Raw genomic sequence first — 23,303 nt, 5'->3', positions numbered from 1 at the left:
TTAAATCACCTTAGAAGTGCTCTTTTAGGTCCATGAATGGGGTCTTCAATTACTATAGTTTGATCTCTATTTGCTCCCAATGACACAATAGCAATTGGTACCTCCATTAATTCTGCTAAAAATCTGAGATAATTCATAGCATTTTCAGGGAGATCAGATAGTTTCCTACAATTTGCAGTTGAACATTGCCAACCTTTTAATTTCTTGAATATTGGTTTGCATTTTTTTAAGTCATCTGAATTGGTTGGAAAGTAGTCTATTTCCTCTCCATCAAGGTCGTATCCAATACAAACTTTAATCTCATCTAATTCATCTAATACATCTAGTTTTGTAACAGCTAAACAATCAAGACCATTTACAGATACAGCATATTTACCAATAACTCCATCAAACCATCCACATCTCCTCCTCCTCCCAGTAGTTGTTCCAAATTCACTCCCCCTGTCGCAAAGTTGATCGTTAATACTACCTTTTAGTTCTGTTGGGAAGGGGCCCTCACCGACTCTTGTAGTGTAAGCTTTTGCGACTCCAATAACTCTATCAATTAGCGTGGGGCCAACTCCAGCTCCAATACATGCCCCTCCTGAGATTGGGTTAGAAGAGGTAACAAAAGGATAAGTCCCATGATCTAAGTCCAATAAAGTACCTTGAGCGCCTTCGAATAGAATGTTCTTCTTGTCCTTAGAAGCTGCATGGATAGTTCTTGTACAGTCAACAACATGCTTTGATAATCTTTTCCCATAGTCAAGATATTCTTCAACAATGTCTTCTGATTTAAGTGGTTCGATACCATAGATTTTTTCTAAAAGACCGTTTTTTTCTCTTAATGGAATTTCGATTACATCACTTAGTCGTTCCCTATTAAGTAAATCTCTTACTCTAATACCATTTCTTTGCGACTTATCTGCGTAAGTTGGGCCGATCCCACGCCCTGTTGTCCCTATTTTGTTTGAACCTCTATCAGCTTCCATAGCTTCATCTAAAATTCGGTGGTAGGGCATTGTTACATGTGATGTTGATGAGATTTTTAATCCAGAGATATCAATTCCATTATCAATCAACATATCAATTTCTTTCAGCAAGATTTTTGGATCTACAACTGTTCCTGATCCAATTAGACAAGTAGTATTTTTATAAAGTATTCCTGAAGGAATTAGATGTAATTTCAAGACTTTATCATCAACTACTATAGTATGACCCGCATTTACCCCCCCTTGGTAGCGCACGACAACATCTGCCGAACGACTAAGTAAATCTGTTATTTTACCTTTTCCTTCGTCACCCCATTGGGCTCCGATTACAACAACATTAGCCAATTTTAGAAGAACATTATTTTTGTGCGAATATTTAATATATTCAAAAATATTGGTTTACTTTTAAAAAGTAAATGAATTGTATTAACTTTCTCTGAGGACCATTTTTTCAGCGAGAGAAAATTCTTTTGTTAGACGCTCTTTAAGTTTATCTGGTAATGGTCTAGTTGCAAAGTTTTTGTAATGGCCAGCCATAGCATTTAATGCTGTTTGCATAGTAGTAAATGATTGAGTTTTGTTCACCATCCCTCTATTTCTATACCTAGAAATGTAGTCAGTTATGAGGATAAGAGCTTCATTTCTTACTTCATCTTTATTTGGAGAATCTTTTGGAGTATCAACGGCTGTTTGTAGTGTTTTAACAACTGAAATCGTATCTTTTGCATAGTCGCCTGTCATTGAGGTTTTTACCGCTAAGGACGGGGAATTAAATAATGTAAAAACAACAATTATTGATAGAGAAAAAGATATAGCCTTGGTAAGATTCTTGAAAATAAACTCATATGTATGTTTCAGTAACATAACTTAGCTCCCAAATAATTTATCTTTTGAATATTTATTGTACATTATTTCTGATTCGAAAATAAATGTTTCAAATAATTTGTCGGAACTAATTTTTAATTTGGTATTATTTTTTCTAAACGAAAGTTCGACTTCATTTTTAGCAGAATCTCTGCCAACTATTATCTGAAAAGGGATACCAATTAATTCTGCATCTTTAAATTTTATCCCCGCTCTTTCGTCCCTATCATCAAGAAGGACGTCAACTTTATTAATCAAAAGATTATTATAAATTTTCTCAGTAATGTCTCTTTGAATCGGATCTTTTAGGTTTGTAGGAATAATAATGACTTCAAAAGGAGAAATCTGGATTGGCCAACAAATCCCCTTTTGATCATGATTCTGCTCAATAGCTGCTTGGGCTATTCTTGTTACCCCAATTCCGTAACAACCCATCCATAAATTTTTTAATTGACCATCCTTATCAGAGAACTTAGCATTTAATTTTTCGCTGTATTTTTGCCCTAGTTGGAAAATATGTCCAATTTCTATCCCTTTTTTTTCCTCTAGAAACTCAATATCATCATTTTTTATTTTATCTCCCTCCTTAGCATTTCTGATATCTTCAATTTGATAATCTTGTGAAGTGAAAGAAAAATTCTGAAAAACTTTGTGGAAATTAACTTTATTTCCACCACTTATAAACTTTGAGAGATCACTAGCAGAATGATCAATTATTCTGATCCATTTTTTGTCCCAATTAGAACTTTTTTTAATCGTATTATTATCTAAGTCGGGACCAATAAAACCTAAAGGAAAATTAATTAGGTTTTTTTCGATAATATTTTTGTCCTCAATTTTCTTAAGATTTAGGAGATTAGAACTATTTAGTTTATTTAAAGAGTTAAAAAGCTTTACTTCATTAATAAATTGATCACCTCTTAAGCATGCAAGAATTGGAACTTCTTCTTTACTTTCGAACTTTGCCAAGAAAACTACAACTTTGACAATTTGACTTGGGTCTAAATCATTATTTTCACAAACTTCTAAGATTGTTTTTTGTTGAGGTGTTTCTATCCATCCCGAAATATTATCCTTTAATGGAATAGGTGGTGATGGTATAGAAACAGCCTTTTCAATATTTGCTGCATAAGAACCGCTTTGAGTAAACAATATGGAATCTTCCCCAGCATCTGCAGTCACCATAAATTCTTTTGATGAGGCCCCCCCTATAGCTCCGCTATCTGCTTCAACACCTACCGTTTGCAACCCGCAAGATTTAAAAATATTTTCATAAGCTTTACCTACTTTTTCATAAAATGAAGCTAAATCCTCGCCTGAAGAATGAAAAGAATAACCATCTTTCATTATAAATTCTCTACTTCTCATTAATCCAAATCGTGGCCTTATCTCATCTCTAAATTTTGTCTGAATTTGATAATAACATTGAGGTAATTGCTTATAGGAGTTTATTATTTCAGAGGCAATACTTGTAATTACCTCTTCGTGAGTTGGACCTAAACCAAATTCTTTACCTTGCCTATCTTTCAGATTAAACATTATCCCTTCCCCTGCTGTATAACCTTCCCACCGTTCACTTTTTTTCCATAATTCTGCTGGATGAAGTTGAGGTAAAAGTAATTTAGAGCAGCCAATAGTATTTAGTTCCTTTTCAATTATTGCGGATATTTTTTCAATAACTCTCAGCATTATTGGCATGTATGCATAAATACCACTGTTAACTCTGCGAATGTAGCCAGCTTTTAAAAGTAGTTGATGTGAAATGATTTCGGCTTCAGAAGGTGTGTCACGAAGTGTCCCCAGAGGAAATGAGGTGTTCACGCGCATACAAAAAATAAATAATAATAACTAATCTTATCAATTAAGATAAAAAAAGAATTAAAAGTGTCTTGAGTCCCTCAACGCAACTAGTCTAGGTATATTCTTTCTGCTAGTTTCTTCAGTAATGAGGTTTAAAATCTTAGCAAAGTTAACTATTTCTAAATCATTCTATTAGGGTTATGGAAAATATAGATCTCAATATTTCTACTGAAGAGGAATTAGTTGGAATTGATGAGGTTCAAAAATTTTTAAACCGATCAAGAGCATCTGTTTACAGGTATACAAATACTGATTTAAGAAATCTAAACCCTAGCTTTAATCCAAGAAAATTAAATCCTGAATTTAGGACTGACCAAAAGGATCCTTTGATGTTCCACCCTAACGAGGTAGCAAGATTTGCAAAAGATATATTAAGGATTAAAGAGGTTACTGTAGAAGTATTTAATACACCCTCTTCAGCGGCTCAAAACATTCTGGCTCAAATATTAGATGAATTAAGATCTATTAGGTCCCTATTAGAAAAAGAATAACTTAAAAGTTGCTTACGAATGTTTTGATTTATTGACATTTAGAATGTAAAATAATGTTGTTCAATTATCTCCTTAACATTTACCAATTAAGAGTTCTTGAGTTATACAAAATCAAAGCATTTTACAAAAAGTAAATTAGGCGAAGACTCTTCTCTTGCTTCTGCTTCAATTGATTTTGAAAAAGATGATGATGATCCCTTAAGTATAAGGCAGTTTTCATTAACTTCTCTAGGTATCATTTTTGCTTTTCTGACATTTGTGTTACCTTCAATAAGCATTTTTATTGGAAGACCCTTATCTAGTGGAAATGAGGTAATTTTTAATAAAGATTTAAAAAAAGATGGATCTTAGTTCGATACCTCCATCTCCAATGAAGGGAATAGTAAATATAGTTGTTGAAATCCCTGCAGGTAGTAGGAATAAATATGAATATTGTTCTGACGCAGGAATAATGGCATTAGATAGAGTATTGCATTCTTCAGTTAGATATCCTTTTGATTATGGTTTCATTCCAAATACTCTTGCTGATGATGGTGCTCCTCTTGATGCGATGGTGATTATGGATGAGCCGACTTTTGCGGGTTGTCTAATCAAAGCTCGACCAATTGGAGTCTTAGATATGCATGATTGTGGTGCATATGACGGAAAACTTTTATGTGTGCCAATGGCAAATCCTAGACAGGCCGATATTGTAAGTATCAAACAAATTGCTCCTAATCAACTTGAGGATGTTGCTGAATTTTTTAGAACTAGTAAAGGACTTGATGGAAGAACAGTTAAAATTGATGGTTGGAGGGATTTTAATGTAGTCGAAAACTTATTGAAAGATTGTATACCTATGAAAAAGAAAAAATTTAAAGTCCTAAAGAAACCCTCCATTAATAACGTAAATTGAAAAACATAATTTTTTATAGTTATTCAAAGTGCTCCACTTGCCGAAAAGCGGCAAATTGGCTTGATATGAAAGATCTCGAATACCAATTAATTGATATTGTAAAAGAACCCCCAAAGCTCGATTATTTAAATCAAGCTTTAGAACAATATTCTGAAGATATCAAAAGAATTTTTAATACCAGAGGTAAATCCTTTAAATCGATAAATCCTAATATTTACTCTTTATCAAAGGAAGAAATTATTAAACTTCTCTTAAGTGATGGCAAATTAATAAAAAGACCATTTTTGATATACGAAGAAAAAGTAATATTAGGATTTAACGAAATTGAATATGCTAAACAATTTATGTAAGGTTAATAACTAAGCTTACAACAAACTATGCATGCTTCTGTTAAAAGTTTTTTAAAAGAATGGGGTCTGCTAATCCTTTTAACTTTTTTTGTTTCTTCTTGTAGATCTTTTATCGCAGAACCTCGTTATATTCCCTCTGGATCTATGCTCCCAGGATTGCAAATAAACGATAGGTTAATAATTGAAAAATTCTCTCTGAGGAACTCTTTGCCAAAAAGGGGCGATATTGTTGTTTTCAAATCTCCTTACTCATTTGATGAAAAACTAATTTCATTTAGATCAAAGCCTTTACCAAAAAAAACATATTGTTTTTTTATGAGTTTTCCTCCAATATCTTTTATTCCTGGTTTGAGGGATCAAGCTTGCGATGCATATATCAAAAGAGTAGTAGCACTACCTGGAGAAATAGTTAGTGTAAATACTAAAGGTGAAGTAACAATAAACAATAAATTAATTTCTGAACCATATGTAGCATATAAATGCTCGAAATCCTTTTTTAATAAATGCGGCGAGTTTGAAAATATCAAAGTTCCAAAAGATCATTTTTTAGTTTTAGGCGATAATAGGTCCAATAGCTGGGATGGAAGATATTGGCCAGGAAGTAAATTTATTCACAAAAAGGAGCTTATCGGAAGAGCTTATTTTAGATTTTGGCCTCTCAGTAAAATTGGCTTTTTTAATAATTAAAGTCTTACTTTTGTCTCACGCTTAATGAAAATAATTTTCTAAAAAGCATTTAATTTAAAGTGCTCCTGAAGCAGTTGAATCAATTATCCCTCCAAGATGTGTTGTGATATTAAGAGCACTAATCACAGGTGGTTTAGTAGGATCATTAAAAAGGTCAATTACAGTTATACCGCCATTACCTTGTTTTATCATCCAAATATCTGAATAACTAATCCCAAGAATATTGCAAATAAGAGTTTTGTTGACTGCATCATGAGCGACTAGAAGAGTTAGATCATTATCTTTTTGAGATAAACAAATTTTTTCAAATGCTAATACGGACCTTTCTGATACATCTTTTATAGATTCGCCTTCAGGCATTATCACTTCTTCAGGCTTGTCATGCCAATTTTTTAGTAAATTAGACCATTGTTCTCTAATTTCAGTTTCTAGTTTACCCTCCCATAATCCATGGCTAATTTCTATAAGTGCATCTATTTTTTCTATTTTTAAATCTTTGTTATTTTGCAAAATTATTTGTGCAGTCTCATAAGGCCTATTCATTGAACTTGAAAATGCCTTATTAAAATAAATATTTCTCAAATATTCAAAAGTCTTTCTTGCTTGATCTTTACCATTTTCGTTTAAAGGGATATCAATTTGGCCTTGGAATCTACCTTCTTTGTTCCAGTTGGTTTCACCATGTCTTATTAGAAATATTCTTGAATCTCCAATTTGAATTGGAATATTTTTATTAAGATGGGAAGTCTGATTTAAACACTCAATTTGAGTTTTATAAGAGTTATCTTTCCTTGAAATATTTAGAATTGAAAATGAAGCATTTTCTAATCTAATTTTCCTAAAACCTTGCTTAGGCTTTCCTAATAACAAGAGGATTAAACATCTAAGAATGGCATTATGTCCAACTATTAAAATATTTACATCATCTTTATCTAAATAAATTTTAATAATATCTTCTATGAATTTAGTTGCTTGGTCAAATAACTCTTGAATTGGTTTATAAGTTTTATCGTCATTTCTTTTTAAAATTAGATTTTCTGGATCATTTTTCCAAATAGGATATATTTCTGGAAATTTCTTTTTTATTTCATCTACTTTGAGACCAGACCATTCACTTAGGTCAACCTCTAGCAAATTCTTATCGAATACAATAATTTTTTCTTTTTTGAAGCTTTTGTTAATTGTTTTTGCGGTCTCTGCTGCTCTCACAAGTGGAGATGAATAGATTTTATCAAAGTTTATTTTTGATAACGATTTCCCTGCTTTTAGGGCTTGTTCGTATCCTTCATCAGTTAAAAAAGAATCATCTGTTCTCCCTTGAATTAATCCTTTTGCATTGAAACTGCTTTGTCCATGTCTAACTAAAACTAATCGTATAGTCATTATATAAATTTTAAAATTAAGATAATTTAATCATCTCATGGCGTGATTAAAATAGATATATAAATATTGGAAATTTCAATGATACCTAAGTATAGTTTTTAACAATATAATGAGTTATGATCTCTAAAAATATTTCTAAGACAAAACTGTCTTTAGCTTTAGTTTCTCTCGTCATAACATTTTTTGTATGGCAACAGGGCTTAAGAGATAGTTTAAATAGACCATCCGTTTCATTTGACATAAGTCAAAAAGAGCTTGAAATTGCTGAATTAGCGGTCCAATCAATACCTGAAAATCTTAAAAAGTTTGTTCTCGTAAATGAACCTGTTGATCAAATCAATAAGTCACTCTCTGAGGTCCCATTTGATGAATTAACAGATAGAAATAAATTAATTCGAATAATTTCTTCAGAATCAAATGAACCATTAATATCTAAAAATATATCTAAAGATTTTGATAATAAAAACTTTAAATTACTAATTGATGATATAGAAAAAAATTCTCTTAATAATTCTCATGCCCCAAATTTTGATAATTTTGATTCATATAAAGGAGATAGATTTTTATATCACCTTTTAAGCAAGAAATTTGATTTTGACGATAGTTCATTAATAACGAAATCATTTTCAAACAAAATGTTTTTAAAAATTTTAGCTATTCGATTAGTTCCAATTTTAACAATACTCCTTGGCTCCATTCTGGCTTTAAAAATATCATGGAATGCTATATCTTCGAAAAAATTTGGTTGGAAAGAATTTAAACCTTTAGACTTAGAATTAATAGATATGGTTCTATTAATTGCAGGAGGATTTGTTGTCTTAGGAGAAGTGGTATCACCTTTATTCTCTATAAGTTTAGTTGAATTTTTTTCTAAAAATATATCTAATGAATTGTCTCAATCTCTAAAAATATTCTTTGGATATCTTTTTATGGCTATTCCGCCATTAGGGATAGTTTATTATCAAATTAAATCTTTGAATGGTGAATTTATTTTAAAGAGAGATTATTTTCAGTTCAATTTCTTGCCAATTAAATATCCAATTATTCAGGGAATTAAAGGTTGGTTAACAATTACCCCCTTTGTTTTATTAATTTCTCTAATTATGAATAGTCTGATCGATAATCAGAATGGTAGTAATCCTCTGCTTGAAATTGTTCTTAATACTAATAATTACTTATCATTTTTTCTATTATTTATTACAACTACTTTATTAGCTCCTCTATTTGAGGAGATTATTTTTCGCGGTATTTTACTGCCAACTCTTTCAAGAGATTTTGGAATAATTTCTGGCATTATAGTTTCAGCATTTATCTTTGCATTAGCTCATTTAAGTTTTGGAGAAATGCCGCCATTATTTGTTCTAGGTCTAGGGCTGGGAATCACAAGAATTGCGTCAGGAAGTTTGTTTTCTTCTGTGATTATGCATTCTTTATGGAATGGGATGACCTTCTTAAATTTGTTCTTATTACGTACATAGAAAATTTAAATTTTAACTTGCGAATCAAAGTAAAAGATGTTTACTTAACTAATAAGACTTATTTTATTTAAAAAATAATCATAGATGAAAATTTATGGGAATCAATCTAATTTAAAAAAAAAAGTTATAAGCAATACTCAAAAAAATTCTGAAAAAATATCTGGACTTAATATCAAATTTATACATAAAATTTTTGACACAATTAATATCTCTCTTTTGGTCTTAATCTTTACCTTATTTTTCTTATCTTTTGATAGTCAAAGGCAATGGTCAAATACATATAAAAGTTTATCGAAAACAAGATCACTTAATAATAATCTCATTGACTATATTTCTAAAATTGAGGAATTTTATATTAGTGAACTTGAGTCTCTAAATCAATACAAAAAAACTAAACCTGAAGATTTAATATATCTAAATAAAATTGTAGAAAAAAAAGAAAGTTTTTTTAAGAAGAATTTTAGTGGATTCATCAAAGGCTTCAACGATAGCAAATATCAAAGGGGATATTGATGAGAAAATACAAAAAAATTGTTCGTTTAATACCTCTTGATCAAAGGCGATTTAAATTTATCTATATTTTTAGCTTACTTTTAATATTATGTTTATTTGGTAGGTTAATTAAATTGCAAGTCTTTAATGCTTCTGATTTGCAAAGAAAAGCGAGATTAATACATTCTTCTAAAACTAACTCCTTGAAAAAACGGAGATCTATTGTGGATAGAAATAATAGAATAATTGCTTATGATAAACCACTCTATAAATTATGGGCCCATCCAAAATACTTTAATTTTCCTGGTGATTCAATTAACGGAGTTCGTAGTATTGATGAAGTCGCAAAAAAATTGTCACCTATTTTGGATATTAAAGAAGAAATACTTTTGAGGAAATTCAATAATAAAATGAGCGGTGTTAAGCTTTTGGATAAAATTCCTGAAGAAAAAGCAAAAAAGATTGCAAACCTTAAAATAAGTGGGCTTGATTTGTTTAAATATTCACAAAGATATTATCCACAAGGTGAGCTTTATTCTAATCTTGTGGGTTTTGTTAATGATGAGAATAAAGGGTCAGCAGGTTTGGAGCTGCATTTAGATAATCAAATTAAAGTTTTAAATAAGAGCAATTTTATTAAAAGAGGAGGTGATGGAACCCCTCTACCTGATAATTCAGCCCCAGGTGATTTTGTTTCTGACTACAAAAATTTAGGCCTGACAATAGATTCAAAATTACAGAAAGCATCATTTTATGCATTATCAAAGCAAGTTAGCAAATGGAAAGCAAAGAAGGGTTTTGCAATAGTTATGGATGTTAATAATGGACAGATTCTTTCCTTAGTTTCAGTACCTTCATATGATCCGAATAAATTTTGGCAGTATGATTCTGAACTCTTTAGGGGTTGGTATTCACAAGATCTATTTGAGCCTGGATCAACTTTTAAGCCTATTAATCTGGCGTTGGCTCTAGAAGAAAAAGTTATCCACAAAGATGGTTTTGTTAAAGATATCGGAAAGATAAAAGTTGGAGGTTGGACACTTTCTAATTGGGATAAAAAAGGAAATGGTTACATTGATTATCCAAGAGTATTGCAGGTTTCAAGTAATGTTGGGATGGTAAAAATAATGCAAAACTTAGATCCTACAATTTATTGGGATTGGCTGAACAACTTAGGTATAAATAAAAATTTAGAAACTGACTTATATGAATCAACTGCTGGTCAACTAAAAGGAAAAGATTTATTTATAAATCAATTAATTGAACCCGCTGTGGCTTCTTTTGGTAAAGGATTCTCAATCTCGCCACTTAAGTTGGTCCAACTTCATGCATCTCTAGCAAATGGTGGTTTTGAAGTAACGCCCCATGTAACATCAACTTTCAAAGGAAGAATAAATGATACTTTAAAAAAGCAATATTTTTCGCACGAGGTCTCCAAAACTGTTCTCGAATGGATGGAAAGCGTAGTTGAGAAAGGTAGTGGAGCAGGAGTGAAAATTGATGGTTATAGAATAGCTGGGAAAACAGGAACTTCTCAAAAAGCATTAAATGGTTCTTATACAAGTAAAAAAGTTTGTAGTTTTGTCGCGACTTTGCCAGTTAATGATCCCAAATATGTTGTTCTTGTGATCGTTGATGAGCCATCAAAATCATATGCATATGGTTCAACTGTTGCGGTGCCAGTTGCTAAAGAAATAATTGAGAGCTTAATAGTAATTGAAAAAATACCTCCTAAGATTAAAGATCACGAGATGATTGTTAAAAAACCCTAAAATTTTCTAACTTTATAGATAATTGGTTTATTTTTTTGATGATTTCATTAGGAATTAAAGCTAGTTTATATATATGTATGATTATCTGGATATGAAATCAATTTTAGAACAATTGTCCTCAATGACTATTGTTGTAGCTGACACTGGAGATTTAGATTCGATAAAAAAATTTCAACCAAGGGACGCTACTACTAATCCATCATTAATTCTAGCGGCCGCTAAAAATCCTGATTATATAAAATTAATTGATAAAGCTTTAGAAAGCTCAAAAAATTCTTTACCTGAGGGATTCACTGAGATTGAATTAATTAAAGAAACTGTTGACCAAGTTTCAGTATTCTTTGGAAAAGAAATATTGAAAATTATTTCAGGGCGAGTATCAACAGAAGTTGACGCGAGACTGAGCTTTGATACTGAAGCCACTGTAAATAAAGCAAGAAAATTAATTAATCTCTATAAAAATTTTGGAATTGAAAAAGAAAGAATCTTAATTAAGATTGCTGCAACTTGGGAAGGAATTAAGGCAGCTGAAATTTTGGAAAAAGAGGGTATTAAATGCAACTTAACTTTACTTTTTAATTTCTGCCAGGCGGTAACTTGTGCGAATGCAAAGATAACCTTAATCTCTCCATTTGTTGGGCGTATATTAGATTGGTATAAAGCAAAAACTGGCAAAACTAGTTTTGCAGGACCTCAAGATCCCGGCGTTGTTTCGGTTACACAGATTTATAACTATTTTAAAGAAAAAGGTTTCGAGACAGAAGTAATGGGAGCAAGTTTTAGAAATCTTGATGAAATAAAAGAATTAGCTGGTTGTGATCTTCTAACAATAGCCCCAAAGTTTTTAGAGGAACTAAAAAAAGAGAAAGGAGTATTAACTAGAAAATTAGACGCAAGTACCCCAATAAATAAATCTATTGATTACAAATTTGAAGAAAAAGATTTTAGGTTGAGTATGTTAGAAGATCAAATGGCTAGTGAAAAACTTAGTGAGGGTATCACAGGATTTAGTAAGGCTATAGAAGAATTAGAAGAGTTATTACTCAAGAGATTATCTGAAATTAAAAATCACAAATTAATTTCGGCTAATTAAATTTAAGTTTGCATTGAAAAATAACAGTTAAATACTACTCTTTATTAAAAGTCTTTTGATAACTCTTTTGGCAATATCCTCATAACTCATTTCTCCAGACAATATTTGAGCAATACGTTTAGGCGCGGTTTTTCTTTTAACACCTAATTGGTATCCAGTTTTGGGAAATCTGTAAAACACCTGTGCAATCCTCCTTCCCCAAGCCATAGATTTTCCCCAATTATTATTTATAGTTTTCGTATAAAGATTAAGGTCATCTACTTTTCCCGATAGGCATTGATCTATGCATTCTGCAGCATAAAAACTGCTGATTAAAGACGGTCTAATACCTTCAGCTAAAAATGGGTCACATAAAGAGGCCGCATCTCCAACAGCTAAAACTTTATTACCATTTATTTGGTGAAAACCATTCCATATTCTCAGTTTTTTATTGATTGTTTTGTAAGGAAAATTATCAAATCCAAAACTTCTAATAACTTCATTATTTATAGCCTGTTTTTCTAAAAAACCATTATTGATAAAAGTACCTAAACCAATATTAAGGCTTTCTTTTAAGGGGAATGCCCATGCAAATCCATATTTTATAAATCCAAATTCAAATCTAACTGCATCTCTAGGAATTTCACCTAAGCCTTTCAATCTTAATGAGATTGTGTTTGCAAATTTAGGTTTTCTTGGCCCCAAGTTGAAATATCCAGCCCATTTGGATTGGGACCCGTCTGCAACAACAAGAAATTCAGATATATATTGCTCTTTATTATTGCAGTTGATTACCCATTTATCATCTTTTTTTATTATCTTTTCTACTAATAGCGGTCTTATTATCTGAACTCCATTCCTTATGGATTCATCTAGTAATAATTGATCAAATTTCTCTCTTTTAATAATCCAAAAAGGTGATTCACCAGTTAAATCAGCAGTTACATTATCTGCAGCCTTCCATCTAAATTCTACATTTTTAATTTTTGATTCTATGGCATCTTCAATATCTAAAGGGATAAATCTTTGCATTGAAGAGGCCATCCCACCAGCACATGGTTTGTAAGTTTGGAATTTTTCTTTTTCAATAACTAAAACAGAATATCCTTTCTTTGATAGGTTAAGAGCGGTGGAAGATCCTGATAAACCTCCCCCAATTATTACGACATCAAATCTTATCAAACCTTTAGAATTTCCTTCTCTTTCTCAGATAATTTTGTTTCTATTAAGGCAATATTTTTATCAGTAATTTTCTGAATTTGAGATTGATTATCTCTTGATTCGTCAATAGAAATAAGACCATCTTTTTCGTCTTTTTTTTCTTTCTCAATAGCATCTCTTCTAATATTCCTCAAAGCGACTTTTCCTTCCTCTGCATATTTAGAGGCTAATTTACAAAATTCTTTTCTTCTTTCCTCTGTTAAAGGAGGAACATTTATCCTTATTACTTTTCCATCATTATTTGGAGTAATACCTAAATCGCTAATCGAAATAGATTTCTCTATAGCCTGTAAACATGAAATATCAAATGGTTGTATTGAAATTGTTTGTGAATCAATAGTGCTTATTGTGGCAAGTGATTTGATTGGTGTTTCCGCACCGTAGTACTCGACGCTTATTCTGTCTAACAATGAAGCGTTAGCTCTTCCTGTCCTAATTGTATTAAAGTTTCTCTGAGTTGCTTCAATACTTTTACTCATATTTTCTTGAATTTCTTGATATTTCATAATAAAAAATTTAAATAAGCTTTAACTAATTAATGAACCTATAGGCTCCCCAGCAACAGCTTTAGAGATGTTCCCTTTTTTGAATATATCAAATACCATAATAGGGATGTTGTTGTCCTTGCATAGTGCTATCGCAGTACTATCCATTACTGCGATTTCATCACTAAGAACCTGTTGATAACTAAGAGTAGAATATTTTTTTGCTTCTTTATATTTATTAGGATCACAATTATAAACCCCATCAACTTTGGTGGCCTTCATAACAACTTCAGCATTTATCTCTGCTGCCCTAAGAGCAGCTGTAGTATCAGTTGTAAAAAATGGATTTCCGCATCCACCTCCAAAGACTACAACTCTACCTTTTTCTAGATGTCTCATGGCTCTTCTTCTTATATAGGGTTCTGCAATTTCCTGCATTTCTATTGCAGTTTGAACTCTGGTTGCCACTCCAACTCTCTCTAAACCATCTTGAAGTGAAATCGCATTCATTACTGTAGCTAGCATCCCAACATAATCAGCCGTCGCCCTATCCATACCATCTGCAGACCCTTTGAGACCCCTAAAAATATTCCCACCCCCAACAACTATTGCAAGTTGCACATTATTTTCGACTACTTTTGAAACATCCTCTGCAATTGACTGTACTATAGCGGGATCAATACCATAAGGTTTTTCACCCATTAGTGCTTCACCACTAAGTTTTAAGAGAACTCTTTTGTAAGTCATTCAATAATTGTACTTTTAAGACCTTAGCAAGTAAATGCACCAAATTTATTATTTGTTCTGATATTGCTTGCGTCTTTAAACATTTCTATATCTAAAGAAAATTAAAATAATAATTTGCTTTAACTAAAATTCAACGCACTTTTGTGCTTTTATTCCTTGTTCTTTAAAAGGATGTTTTATTAGTTTCATTTCTGTTACTAAATCTGCGTAATTGATAATAGAATCTGATGCTCCTCTTCCAGTTAAAACAATATGATTTTTTCTATTATTGAGACTTTTTAAATAAGTGATTATTTCTTCTGAATCAAGATAGCCAAGTTTTGTAGCTATATTGATTTCATCAAGGATTATGAGTTTATAAGATTCATTCTTTATATATTTTTTAGCTAGTTGCCATGCTTCTTGAACTAATTTTTCATCTCTAATTCTATCCTGCGTTTCCCAGGTAAATCCTTCTCCTAATGCATGCCAAGAAATATTTGAAGATAAATTTTTTAGTGCTTTTTCTTCTCCAGTGCTCCATCCCCCTTTTATGAATTGAATAATTGCTACTTTGTAACCGTGCCCTATTGTCCTTAAGGCCATTCCTAAAGAGGCAGTTGTTTTACCTTTACCATTTCCTGTAAAAACAATTAATAAACCTTTTTTAGTTTTTCTAATTTGCAGTCTTTCAGCTTGAATATCTTTTCTTTTCTGCATCCTTTTTTTATATGAGTTCTCATTGCCCTCTGGAGATAGTTTCCCTCCCATACCAAGTTCTTTAGCTTGATTATCGAGGTTGAATATTTTTTCCGCAGATAAAGGTTCTTCTTGCATATGACTCAAATTTTATTTAGTGATTATAAATCTTTAAGTATTTTTAGCTTGTTTCACTTTTAAAAGTGCATTATTAACCGCCTGTTGTTGATCTCTTTTAGTAATCCAATGATGATAAGTTTGAGTATGTAAACTAACTGAATGTCCCATCATTCTGGCGGCCACCGTATCAGGTAAATCATAAAAAATTGTTCTTACTGCCCAAGCATGTCTAAGATCATAAGGTTTTATTTGTAAAGAGTAACGCTTAAACTGATCTGTAATTTTTTTTCCAATATTTTGTAAGGTTGTAATTTTAAGATCTCTATTGATATTTGGTAGTAATTCTGGATTTTCACCAAGTTTTGATAATTCGAACTTTTCTACCCATTCAGGATGGAATGGCCAGACTTGATGTTCTCCTGTTTTAGTTGTAGGTAAAACTCTAATAATTTTATCTCCAAAATTTGTAAGAGAACTTAAATCACAAAAAAATACTTCATGATTTCTTAATCCATATGTAGCCATCAATCCAAAAACAAATTTCCAAGATTCGTTTGGTATCCTCTCCCAAAGCTTCTCTATTAACTCGTCTTTGGGGAGATCCCTAAATCCTGCTTTATTAAGACCATATCCTCTAGAGTTCAATTTCCAATCTTCTGGAAGTTGAATATCCAAGTACTTAGCCAGGACATTTAAAGATGTAGCGCATTGTTTCCTACTTCTACTACCTTCCTTGTAGCTTTCAAGTGTTTTTTGAAATATCTTATCTAAAGGCTCATTCTCATAAGAATAATAAATATCAAGAATTCTTTTCACATAAGGCTTATAAGAACTCCTCCAAGTTGTTTTTCTAGTGCTGCTTAGATATACACTCTTACTTTCTTTAAAAAAGAACTCCTCAAATTGATTTAATTTATTTGGAAATTCAGAATCATTTTTTACTCGCTTCTTATTTAGGTTACTTGTCCAAATAGTCCAGTCAAATTGATCTAATTCCAGTTGCAAATTGATTAATTGTAATTTTTTTTTTGCTTCCTCTAATCCAGAAATATCAGCTTTTATACCAAGAGATATTCTTTGAGTTTTAAAAAAGTTTTTATTTTTTTTAGAAGGTAATGAACCCCTAATATTTAATTTCTCGCCCCTTTTTTCAATTCTAAGCTTACTGCCTTGAGTAGCAAATTTATCATTGACTTTATTAATTTCCTGAATTACGTTCATTTAATTCTATAATTGTTTATATGATGACGTTTTTAATGTTGATTTTCAATCTCCATAAATTTTAAATGGATAAAATAGGCGTCTTACTAATGAATTTAGGAGGGCCTGAACGCATTACCGATGTTGGCCCATTCTTATATAATCTTTTTTCTGATCCAGAAATAATCAGAACTCCATTCCCTGCTTTTCAAAAACCTTTAGCTTGGTTAATTAGTACACTTAGAAGTACTACTTCTCAACAGGCATATCTTTCTATAGGCGGAGGATCGCCAATCAGAAGGATAACTGAACAACAAGCAAGAGAATTGCAATCTAAATTAAGGGATAAAGGTTTAAATGCTACTACTTATATCGCTATGAGATATTGGCATCCTTTTACCGAATCAGCAATTGCAGATATGAAAGCAGATGGTATAGATCAAATCGTTGTACTACCTTTGTATCCGCATTTCTCAATAAGTACTAGTGGTTCAAGCTTTAGGGAATTAAAAAAATTGCGTGATTCTGATGATGATTTTAGGAAAATCCCAATGAGATGTGTAAGGAGTTGGTTCAGTCAACCAGGTTATTTAAAGTCAATGGTCGAATTAATTTCTGAACAGATTTCACATTGTGAATCACCTCCAGATGCCCATATATTTTTTACTGCGCATGGAGTTCCTAAGAGTTATGTAGATGAAGCTGGTGACCCTTATAAGCAACAAATTGAAGATTGTTCTTTATTGGTAATAAATGAGTTGGAAAAATTTTTAGGGCACAGTAACCCCTATACACTTTCTTATCAAAGTAGAGTTGGTCCAGTGGAGTGGTTGAAGCCGTACACAGAAGAAGTATTGGCTGAACTTGGCAAATCGAATGTTAAGGATCTGATTGTGGTGCCTATAAGTTTCGTTGGAGAGCATATTGAAACATTGCAAGAAATCGATATTGAATATAGAGAAATTGCTGAAAAAGCTGGTATTGAAAACTTTAGAAGAGTGAAGGCTTTAAACACTCATCCTACTTTTATTGAGGGGCTTACAGATTTAGTGATTTCTTGTTTGGAAGGGCCTCTAGTTAATATTGAAGAGGCTTCTAAGTTGCCTGAAAAAGTTAAACTTTATCCCCAGGAGAAATGGCAATGGGGTTGGAATAATAGCTCTGAGGTTTGGAATGGAAGGGTTGCGATGATTGTTTTTCTGGTACTTTTTATTGAACTTATTTCAGGGTCTGGACCCTTACATAAGCTAGGAATTTTATAAAGATCTATATAGATACTATAAAATTTTAGTTTTATTTAAAAATATTTTTGAATACTTTTCTGACATTACATTTCTAAATGAGGCAAAAGTTTTTAATTAAGTTTAAAATTTATATAAATTATTGAATTTCTTTAGTGACTCTTACTTCGAGATCCTTGTCAAAGGGTAGTTCAAAAAATGAAAATACAGTTTGGATAACTGGTGCTGATGCACTAATGGATTCTCTAAAAATTCATGGGGTAAAGGTTATATTTGGATATCCTGGAGGAGCCATACTTCCAATATATGATGCTGTTCACAAGGCTGAACAAGATGGTTGGTTAAAACATTATATGGTGAGACATGAACAAGGAGGTTCTCATGCTGCTGATGGTTATGCCAGGTCTACTGGTGAAGTTGGAGTATGTTTTGGGACTTCAGGTCCAGGTGCCACAAATTTGGTAACAGGTATTGCAACTGCTCAAATGGACTCAGTCCCTCTTGTAGTTGTTACAGGTCAAGTTCCAAGACCAGCCATTGGGACAGATGCTTTTCAGGAAACTGATATTTTTGGTATAACCCTCCCAATAGTTAAACATTCATGGGTGATAAGAGATCCCTCAGACATAGCGAAAGTGGTTTCTGAAGCTTTTTTTATAGCCTCCTCTGGAAGACCTGGCCCTGTTTTAATTGATATACCCAAAGATGTAGGTCAGGAGTTCTTTAATTACCAAAGAGTTTTGCCTGGTGAGATTATTCCTAAAGGATTTAAAAGGAATGGAGAAATTAATGATTGCGATGTCAACAAAGCAATTAAATTAATAGAAGATTCTGAAAAACCTCTTCTATACGTAGGAGGTGGGGCAATATCTTCAGGAGCTCATGATGAAATAAAAACTTTGGCAAAGAATTATCAAATACCAGTTACTACGACCTTAATGGGTAAGGGTGCTTTTGATGAAAAAGACAATTTATCAGTAGGAATGTTAGGAATGCATGGAACTGCTTATGCAAATTTTGCTGTTACAGAATGTGATCTTTTAATTGCTATTGGAGCTAGATTCGATGATAGGGTGACAGGAAAATTAGATACTTTTGCACCTAATGCAAAGGTAATTCATATAGATATCGATCCAGCAGAAGTTAATAAAAATAGACGTGTAGATGTTGCAATTGTCTCTGATGTTTCAAAAGCTGTTCTGAAAATTAATAAACATTCCCTAAAAAACAAATTTACTTCTCAGACGAAAAACTGGTTAGAAAAAATTGACTTTTGGAAAAATAAACACCCTTTATATGAACCGCCTAAAGAAGGAGAAATTTATCCTCAGGAAGTTCTTTTAAAAGTGAGGGAACTTTCACCAGAAGCTTATATAACTACAGATGTAGGACAACATCAGATGTGGGCTGCTCAGTATCTTAGGAATTCTCCAAGAAAATGGATTAGTAGTGCAGGCTTAGGAACTATGGGTTTTGGATTACCAGCGGCAATTGGAGTAAAGGCAGCCTTACCTAATTCAGATGTAATTTGTATTGCAGGAGATGCAAGTGTCTTAATGAATATTCAAGAATTAGGAACCTTATCTCAATATGGTCTAAAGGTGAAATTGATTATTATCAATAATCGCTGGCAAGGGATGGTTAGACAATGGCAGGAAAGTTTCTATGATGAAAGATATTCCTCATCTGATATGAGTTGTGGTGAACCTGATTTTGTAAAACTTGCAGAGTCTTTTGGAGTTAAAGGATATTTAATTTCTGATAGAAAACAATTACAGAATGAATTAAAAAATGCGCTTGATCATGACGGCCCTGCCTTGATTAACATCCTTGTCAGAAGAGGTGAAAATTGTTATCCAATGGTTCCTCCTGGTAAAAGTAATGCTCAAATGGTTGGATATGTTAATTGTGAAGACTAATTTTTTCTTGATTCGTTATTTTGAAAAATTAACTTTAAGAAAATTTAAAAAACTTAGATATTACTGAATTGAAAAAATTATCAAAAATTTTAATTATAGTCTGCTTGATTGTTCTTAATCCTTTAATAGCAAACTCGGCCGAAATTCTTCAAATTAAAAGTTCAAATACTATTTTGGTGGGGGATCAAAATAGAAATTTAACCATAGAATTATTCTGTGTAGATGTAAATGAAAATGATGAGATTGAAGCAACTAATCTACTAAAGAGTGAATTCCCAAGGGGGAGCAAAGTGAAAATAAAGCCCTTTGGTTTCAAAGAGAATGTTTTGCTAGCCAAAGTTTTTAATACTAAAGGTACTAAGGAGATGACGGAATTATTGGCCGCTAAAAACTTAAGTAGTGAAATTTGTCCAAGTTAATTATCTTTATGAGCAAATAAGATTCCATTGTCTCGAGATTGTTTTGCTCCTTCTCCAGGAATAAAATTCATTATTGAATTTGTATGTGCATAAATTTGAGATATCTATATTTGTATGAGGGATGTTCTCATTTAAAAGTTGCCTATAGGCAGATCTTTTTATATCAAGTTGATTTAAGTTTTGCTCTCTGAAGTGATTTGAATCACTAAAACAAAGATCTTTTTTGGTTTTAGTCAATTTGTTAGTTATGTTTTTGTTTTCGGCTTTTCTATAAAATTCTTTGAGTGTTATTTTATCAACTAGATAATGTTTCTTAGAAATTGCTGGTCCTATCGCAACAAGCAAGTCATCTCTAGATGTCCCATAAGTATCGAAAATTTTTACCAGATTTTTTATTATTTTTTTTTCTAAACCTTTTCTTCCACAATGTAAAGTTGCTACATTTCTTGTCCTTTTATCTGCAAAAAATATTGGCATACAATCAGCTGTGTAAACCCATAAGTTTTGACTGCATTTATTGCCAAAAAGACCATCTGCATCATTCTTACTCCCCTCTTGCGAAAGTGATCCAAAGACAATCACATTACTGTGAATCTGATTGGAAACACAATTTATGGAATTTTTATTAAAGTGGTTTCCTAATATTTGAAGAAATTTCTCAGAGCAAGACTTCGTGAAGTATGCATGTTTGAAATTATTTTGACTAAGAATAGGTGATGAATAATACTCAAATTTTTTGTTTTGAATATAAATTTCATCTTTTGAGAAATATATTTCTTTGTAAGGAATAGTTCCTGCTCCTAAACTGAATTTATTAAATTAATTCAATATCTCTCAAGATCCAGAATCCTGCAAATTTTTCGATATACGGTGTTGACTGTATGGAAATAAATTGATAACCAAAAGAATTTTTTTTATTCTCTAAAAACTTTTTATTCAAAATGCTTGCATCTTTTTCTGGTAAATCAGTTACCAGCCACTTATCATCTTCTGAAGCTTCAAGTATGAGTTGGTTCTTATTTACTATTAATTTAATAGGTTCTAAACAACTGAACCATGCAGAAAGTGCCAAAGATCTATCTTTGCTAAAAAGTCTTAATCCTGGAACTAAGTAACTATCATCTACATCTTGCTGAATTGGGAAAATATCTCCAAATTCCATAGGCCAACTTTCTGCTGATTTTAATTCGCCAATTGATATTTCGGAGATAGTTAAAGCATCACCTCTTACTGCTTCTGGTAGAGGTGTAGGAGAGTTTTCCATTTTAGATGTAAAAGTAGGAGCTAATACACCTCTTACATAACCTTTTTCCTTTGGATAAATCTCTTTTTCAAGAAATTCTATTCGATCTAATAAATTGTAAGTTCTCCTACTTACGATAGCCTCAATACTTACGGCCTCCAGAGATTTCTTAATGATCGATTTCATTGAAGACCTCCAGAATCGAACCATGGAAGGTTTCTCCCACCCTTGTTTTTTTGCATCACTTATTGCTTCATTTAGCGCCTTTGTAAGCCAGACTGAATTAACTTCATTCGCGGGGCACTTTTTATTCCACAGAAAAACATCTTCTGTCTTATAACTTCTTGTAGAGCAGATAATTAATTCCCACCTTTTTTTTCCATTTGATTCAATAATTGGTCTTGAGTAAAAGTCTAATTCCCAATCTGAAATTTTTAATTTAATATTTGACTCCATTTTTTTATTGATGTTCATTTATCTTGTTCTTTTTTATCGAAGAGTGCTTTAGTTTTTAGTGCTCTCTCTGTGGCTTCTTGCATAACTTTTTGCTTATCAATAATTAATTCTCCCGCAGAGTTTTCTAGGAGTGCTGTATTGAGACCAATACGACCTTTTTCGAGGTCTATTTCAGATATTAAAGCTTTTATTGTTTCCCCTTCTCTAAAAACTTCTCTTAAAGAACGAATCGATCCATTTGTTAGTGAGGATTGATGAAGAAGTCCACTAGCTCCACCTAAATCTATAAAGAAGCCATATGGTTTTACTGCTAAAACTTCTCCTTCAATTAATTGACCTAATTCTAAACTTGTAAGTTTAGAGACTAATGATGCTTTCTTTTCAGAGAGAACTAATTTTCTGGATTCTGGATTCACTTCAAGAAACGCTACTTTTAGAGTCTTGCCAACAAAAGATTGATAATCTTGACCATCTTCAAGTTGGGATCTTGGGATGAATCCTCTTAATCCATCTACATCACACGTAAGACCACCTCTATTAAATCCATTAATTAAAACGTTAATTAATTCTCCATTTTTTGCGGAACTTGATACTTTCTCCCAACTTTGCCTGAGAATTAATGCCCGAGCGCTCACTGTTACCATACCATCAGCATTTTGTTCTTTGATAACCAAAACTTCCATTTCAAGGCCTATAGAAAACTTTTCTTTAAAGTTAGTTATGACACCCAAACCACATTCTTTTTTTGGCATATAACCAGGTGCTTTTCCACCAATGTCAACATATAATCCATCACTTTCGATTGCTATAACCTTACCTGAAATTGTTTCTCCAGTAGCCCCAATTGGCTCATTTGAATTTAAAGCCTCCAAAAAAGCACTTTCATCAAAATCAAATTCATCAACGGTTCTTTCTAATTGAAAATCTGTATTTTGCTCAGAAAAGTTAAGCGGTCTATTTAAGTCTTGTTGAGTTAAATCTTGTTTAGAAATATCAAAATCCTCAGTCTTTTCATTACTGTCCTCAATTTCTTTTACTGAATTATCTTTAGTGATTCGAGGTTTAATTACAATTTTTTCTTTTTTTATATCTTCTTGCGAATTGTTTTGCTCATTATTTATTTCTTGAGAATCTTTCTTGCTTATGTGAAGTACCTGAAGAGGTTTTTTATTGCCCTTTTGTTGGATATTATTTTGGGCATTTTTATTACTTGCTCCCATCGTAGGTAAAATAAGAATAATTAATTATTAACATACTCT

General features: G+C 32.0%; 24 protein-coding genes. 12 read left to right on the top strand and 12 right to left on the bottom strand.

Annotated features, from left to right (window positions below; translation table 11 throughout):
- Nucleotides 1-5 precede the first annotated feature (5 nt).
- The 3 genes from JJ842_02625 to JJ842_02615 all read right to left on the bottom strand — a co-directional run bounded on the left by JJ842_02625 (nt 6) and on the right by JJ842_02615 (nt 3,662).
- Complete coding sequence (locus tag JJ842_02625) at nt 6-1,316, bottom strand: adenylosuccinate synthase (protein MBO6970810.1); 1,311 nt, start codon at nt 1,314-1,316, stop codon at nt 6-8.
- Nucleotides 1,317-1,397: 81 nt separating this feature from the next.
- Nucleotides 1,398-1,835, bottom strand: coding sequence for a photosystem II protein Psb27 (psb27, locus tag JJ842_02620; protein ID MBO6970809.1), 438 nt, complete (start codon nt 1,833-1,835; stop codon nt 1,398-1,400).
- A gap of 3 nt (nt 1,836-1,838) precedes the next feature.
- Nucleotides 1,839-3,662, bottom strand: coding sequence for a proline--tRNA ligase (locus JJ842_02615; GenBank protein MBO6970808.1), 1,824 nt, complete (start codon nt 3,660-3,662; stop codon nt 1,839-1,841).
- A gap of 173 nt (nt 3,663-3,835) precedes the next feature.
- Here JJ842_02615 and JJ842_02610 point away from each other — a divergent pair, with 173 nt between their 5' ends.
- The 5 genes from JJ842_02610 (at nt 3,836) to lepB (ending at nt 6,118) form a co-directional block, all read left to right on the top strand.
- Nucleotides 3,836-4,186, top strand: coding sequence for a resolvase (locus tag JJ842_02610; protein MBO6970807.1), 351 nt, complete (start codon nt 3,836-3,838; stop codon nt 4,184-4,186).
- A 96-nt stretch (nt 4,187-4,282) separates the two neighbouring features.
- Nucleotides 4,283-4,537 carry a hypothetical protein gene (locus JJ842_02605; protein MBO6970806.1) on the top strand — a complete coding sequence of 85 codons (255 nt, stop codon included), beginning with the start codon at nt 4,283-4,285 and terminating at the stop codon, nt 4,535-4,537.
- Nucleotides 4,527-5,081: an inorganic diphosphatase gene (locus JJ842_02600; protein ID MBO6970805.1), complete on the top strand. Its 555-nt coding sequence runs from the start codon at nt 4,527-4,529 to the stop codon at nt 5,079-5,081. Before JJ842_02605 ends, JJ842_02600 begins: the two co-directional genes overlap by 11 nt.
- Nucleotides 5,078-5,431 (top strand): Spx/MgsR family RNA polymerase-binding regulatory protein, encoded by a 354-nt coding sequence (locus JJ842_02595; GenBank protein MBO6970804.1) that lies wholly within the window; start codon nt 5,078-5,080, stop codon nt 5,429-5,431. Before JJ842_02600 ends, JJ842_02595 begins: the two co-directional genes overlap by 4 nt.
- A gap of 27 nt (nt 5,432-5,458) precedes the next feature.
- Nucleotides 5,459-6,118, top strand: coding sequence for a signal peptidase I (gene lepB / locus JJ842_02590; GenBank protein MBO6970803.1), 660 nt, complete (start codon nt 5,459-5,461; stop codon nt 6,116-6,118).
- A 54-nt stretch (nt 6,119-6,172) separates the two neighbouring features.
- On the opposite strand, the gene JJ842_02585 is transcribed toward lepB, so the two are convergent.
- Nucleotides 6,173-7,501 (bottom strand): histidine phosphatase family protein, encoded by a 1,329-nt coding sequence (locus JJ842_02585; GenBank protein MBO6970802.1) that lies wholly within the window; start codon nt 7,499-7,501, stop codon nt 6,173-6,175.
- A gap of 116 nt (nt 7,502-7,617) precedes the next feature.
- Between JJ842_02585 and JJ842_02580 the strand changes: the two genes are divergently transcribed.
- From JJ842_02580 to tal, 4 genes are all read left to right on the top strand, one after another.
- A complete protein-coding gene (locus tag JJ842_02580; protein ID MBO6970801.1) occupies nt 7,618-8,979 on the top strand; it encodes a CPBP family intramembrane metalloprotease in 1,362 nt (453 codons plus the stop codon).
- Nucleotides 8,980-9,063: 84 nt separating this feature from the next.
- Complete coding sequence (locus JJ842_02575) at nt 9,064-9,492, top strand: hypothetical protein (GenBank protein MBO6970800.1); 429 nt, start codon at nt 9,064-9,066, stop codon at nt 9,490-9,492.
- Complete coding sequence (locus JJ842_02570) at nt 9,492-11,243, top strand: penicillin-binding protein 2 (GenBank protein MBO6970799.1); 1,752 nt, start codon at nt 9,492-9,494, stop codon at nt 11,241-11,243. The genes JJ842_02575 and JJ842_02570 overlap by 1 nt, the downstream gene beginning before the upstream one ends.
- 91 nt (nt 11,244-11,334) lie before the next feature.
- Nucleotides 11,335-12,336, top strand: coding sequence for a transaldolase (gene tal / locus JJ842_02565; protein MBO6970798.1), 1,002 nt, complete (start codon nt 11,335-11,337; stop codon nt 12,334-12,336).
- Between the two features lie 27 nt (nt 12,337-12,363).
- On the opposite strand, the gene JJ842_02560 is transcribed toward tal, so the two are convergent.
- The 5 genes from JJ842_02560 to JJ842_02540 form a co-directional block, all read right to left on the bottom strand.
- A complete protein-coding gene (locus tag JJ842_02560) occupies nt 12,364-13,497 on the bottom strand; it encodes an NAD(P)/FAD-dependent oxidoreductase (protein ID MBO6970797.1) in 1,134 nt (377 codons plus the stop codon).
- A complete protein-coding gene (frr, locus tag JJ842_02555) occupies nt 13,494-14,042 on the bottom strand; it encodes a ribosome recycling factor (GenBank protein ID MBO6970796.1) in 549 nt (182 codons plus the stop codon). Before frr ends, JJ842_02560 begins: the two co-directional genes overlap by 4 nt.
- A gap of 21 nt (nt 14,043-14,063) precedes the next feature.
- Nucleotides 14,064-14,768 (bottom strand): UMP kinase, encoded by a 705-nt coding sequence (locus tag JJ842_02550; GenBank protein ID MBO6970795.1) that lies wholly within the window; start codon nt 14,766-14,768, stop codon nt 14,064-14,066.
- Nucleotides 14,769-14,891: 123 nt separating this feature from the next.
- Entirely contained in the window at nt 14,892-15,584 is a 693-nt protein-coding gene (gene cobO, locus JJ842_02545) for a cob(I)yrinic acid a,c-diamide adenosyltransferase (protein MBO6970794.1), read from the bottom strand.
- Between the two features lie 33 nt (nt 15,585-15,617).
- Nucleotides 15,618-16,787 (bottom strand): site-specific integrase, encoded by a 1,170-nt coding sequence (locus tag JJ842_02540; GenBank protein MBO6970793.1) that lies wholly within the window; start codon nt 16,785-16,787, stop codon nt 15,618-15,620.
- Nucleotides 16,788-16,852: 65 nt separating this feature from the next.
- On the opposite strand from JJ842_02540, the gene JJ842_02535 reads away from it, so the two are divergent.
- The 3 genes from JJ842_02535 to JJ842_02525 all read left to right on the top strand — a co-directional run bounded on the left by JJ842_02535 (nt 16,853) and on the right by JJ842_02525 (nt 20,345).
- Nucleotides 16,853-18,028, top strand: coding sequence for a ferrochelatase (locus tag JJ842_02535; protein MBO6970792.1), 1,176 nt, complete (start codon nt 16,853-16,855; stop codon nt 18,026-18,028).
- A gap of 134 nt (nt 18,029-18,162) precedes the next feature.
- Nucleotides 18,163-19,926, top strand: a complete 1,764-nt coding sequence (gene ilvB / locus JJ842_02530) for a biosynthetic-type acetolactate synthase large subunit (protein MBO6970791.1) — start codon at nt 18,163-18,165, stop codon at nt 19,924-19,926.
- Nucleotides 19,927-19,994: 68 nt separating this feature from the next.
- On the top strand, nt 19,995-20,345 hold the full coding sequence (locus JJ842_02525; protein MBO6970790.1) for a hypothetical protein: 351 nt from the start codon (nt 19,995-19,997) through the stop codon (nt 20,343-20,345).
- A gap of 6 nt (nt 20,346-20,351) precedes the next feature.
- On the opposite strand, the gene pgeF is transcribed toward JJ842_02525, so the two are convergent.
- Genes pgeF through JJ842_02510 form a run of 3 tightly spaced genes read right to left on the bottom strand, consistent with a single transcriptional unit; the run spans nt 20,352 to nt 23,264 of the window.
- Nucleotides 20,352-21,119 carry a peptidoglycan editing factor PgeF gene (pgeF, locus tag JJ842_02520; GenBank protein MBO6970789.1) on the bottom strand — a complete coding sequence of 256 codons (768 nt, stop codon included), beginning with the start codon at nt 21,117-21,119 and terminating at the stop codon, nt 20,352-20,354.
- Nucleotides 21,120-21,159: 40 nt separating this feature from the next.
- Nucleotides 21,160-22,062, bottom strand: a complete 903-nt coding sequence (locus JJ842_02515) for a Tab2/Atab2 family RNA-binding protein (GenBank protein ID MBO6970788.1) — start codon at nt 22,060-22,062, stop codon at nt 21,160-21,162.
- Complete coding sequence (locus JJ842_02510) at nt 22,059-23,264, bottom strand: S1 RNA-binding domain-containing protein (protein ID MBO6970787.1); 1,206 nt, start codon at nt 23,262-23,264, stop codon at nt 22,059-22,061. Before JJ842_02510 ends, JJ842_02515 begins: the two co-directional genes overlap by 4 nt.
- Between the last annotated feature and the right edge of the window lie 39 nt (nt 23,265-23,303).

It is taken from the genome of Prochlorococcus marinus CUG1433 (assembly GCA_017644425.1).
Classification (GTDB): domain Bacteria; phylum Cyanobacteriota; class Cyanobacteriia; order PCC-6307; family Cyanobiaceae; genus Prochlorococcus_A; species Prochlorococcus_A marinus_U.
The sequence above is the reverse complement of the archived record's forward strand: the minus strand, read 5'-3'. Positions and strand labels throughout refer to the sequence as shown.

Coding starts and splice junctions, on each gene's coding strand:
- psb27 (MBO6970809.1), bottom strand. CDS start 1,835: ATGTTACTGAAACATACATATGAGTTTATTTTCAAGAATCTTACCAAG.
- JJ842_02615 (MBO6970808.1), bottom strand. CDS start 3,662: ATGCGCGTGAACACCTCATTTCCTCTGGGGACACTTCGTGACACACCT.
- JJ842_02610 (MBO6970807.1), top strand. CDS start 3,836: ATGGAAAATATAGATCTCAATATTTCTACTGAAGAGGAATTAGTTGGA.
- JJ842_02600 (MBO6970805.1), top strand. CDS start 4,527: ATGGATCTTAGTTCGATACCTCCATCTCCAATGAAGGGAATAGTAAAT.
- lepB (MBO6970803.1), top strand. CDS start 5,459: ATGCATGCTTCTGTTAAAAGTTTTTTAAAAGAATGGGGTCTGCTAATC.
- JJ842_02585 (MBO6970802.1), bottom strand. CDS start 7,501: ATGACTATACGATTAGTTTTAGTTAGACATGGACAAAGCAGTTTCAAT.
- JJ842_02580 (MBO6970801.1), top strand. CDS start 7,618: ATGATCTCTAAAAATATTTCTAAGACAAAACTGTCTTTAGCTTTAGTT.
- JJ842_02575 (MBO6970800.1), top strand. CDS start 9,064: ATGAAAATTTATGGGAATCAATCTAATTTAAAAAAAAAAGTTATAAGC.
- JJ842_02570 (MBO6970799.1), top strand. CDS start 9,492: ATGAGAAAATACAAAAAAATTGTTCGTTTAATACCTCTTGATCAAAGG.
- tal (MBO6970798.1), top strand. CDS start 11,335: ATGAAATCAATTTTAGAACAATTGTCCTCAATGACTATTGTTGTAGCT.
- frr (MBO6970796.1), bottom strand. CDS start 14,042: ATGAAATATCAAGAAATTCAAGAAAATATGAGTAAAAGTATTGAAGCA.
- JJ842_02550 (MBO6970795.1), bottom strand. CDS start 14,768: ATGACTTACAAAAGAGTTCTCTTAAAACTTAGTGGTGAAGCACTAATG.
- cobO (MBO6970794.1), bottom strand. CDS start 15,584: ATGCAAGAAGAACCTTTATCTGCGGAAAAAATATTCAACCTCGATAAT.
- JJ842_02540 (MBO6970793.1), bottom strand. CDS start 16,787: ATGAACGTAATTCAGGAAATTAATAAAGTCAATGATAAATTTGCTACT.
- JJ842_02535 (MBO6970792.1), top strand. CDS start 16,853: ATGGATAAAATAGGCGTCTTACTAATGAATTTAGGAGGGCCTGAACGC.
- JJ842_02515 (MBO6970788.1), bottom strand. CDS start 22,062: ATGAACATCAATAAAAAAATGGAGTCAAATATTAAATTAAAAATTTCA.
- JJ842_02510 (MBO6970787.1), bottom strand. CDS start 23,264: ATGGGAGCAAGTAATAAAAATGCCCAAAATAATATCCAACAAAAGGGC.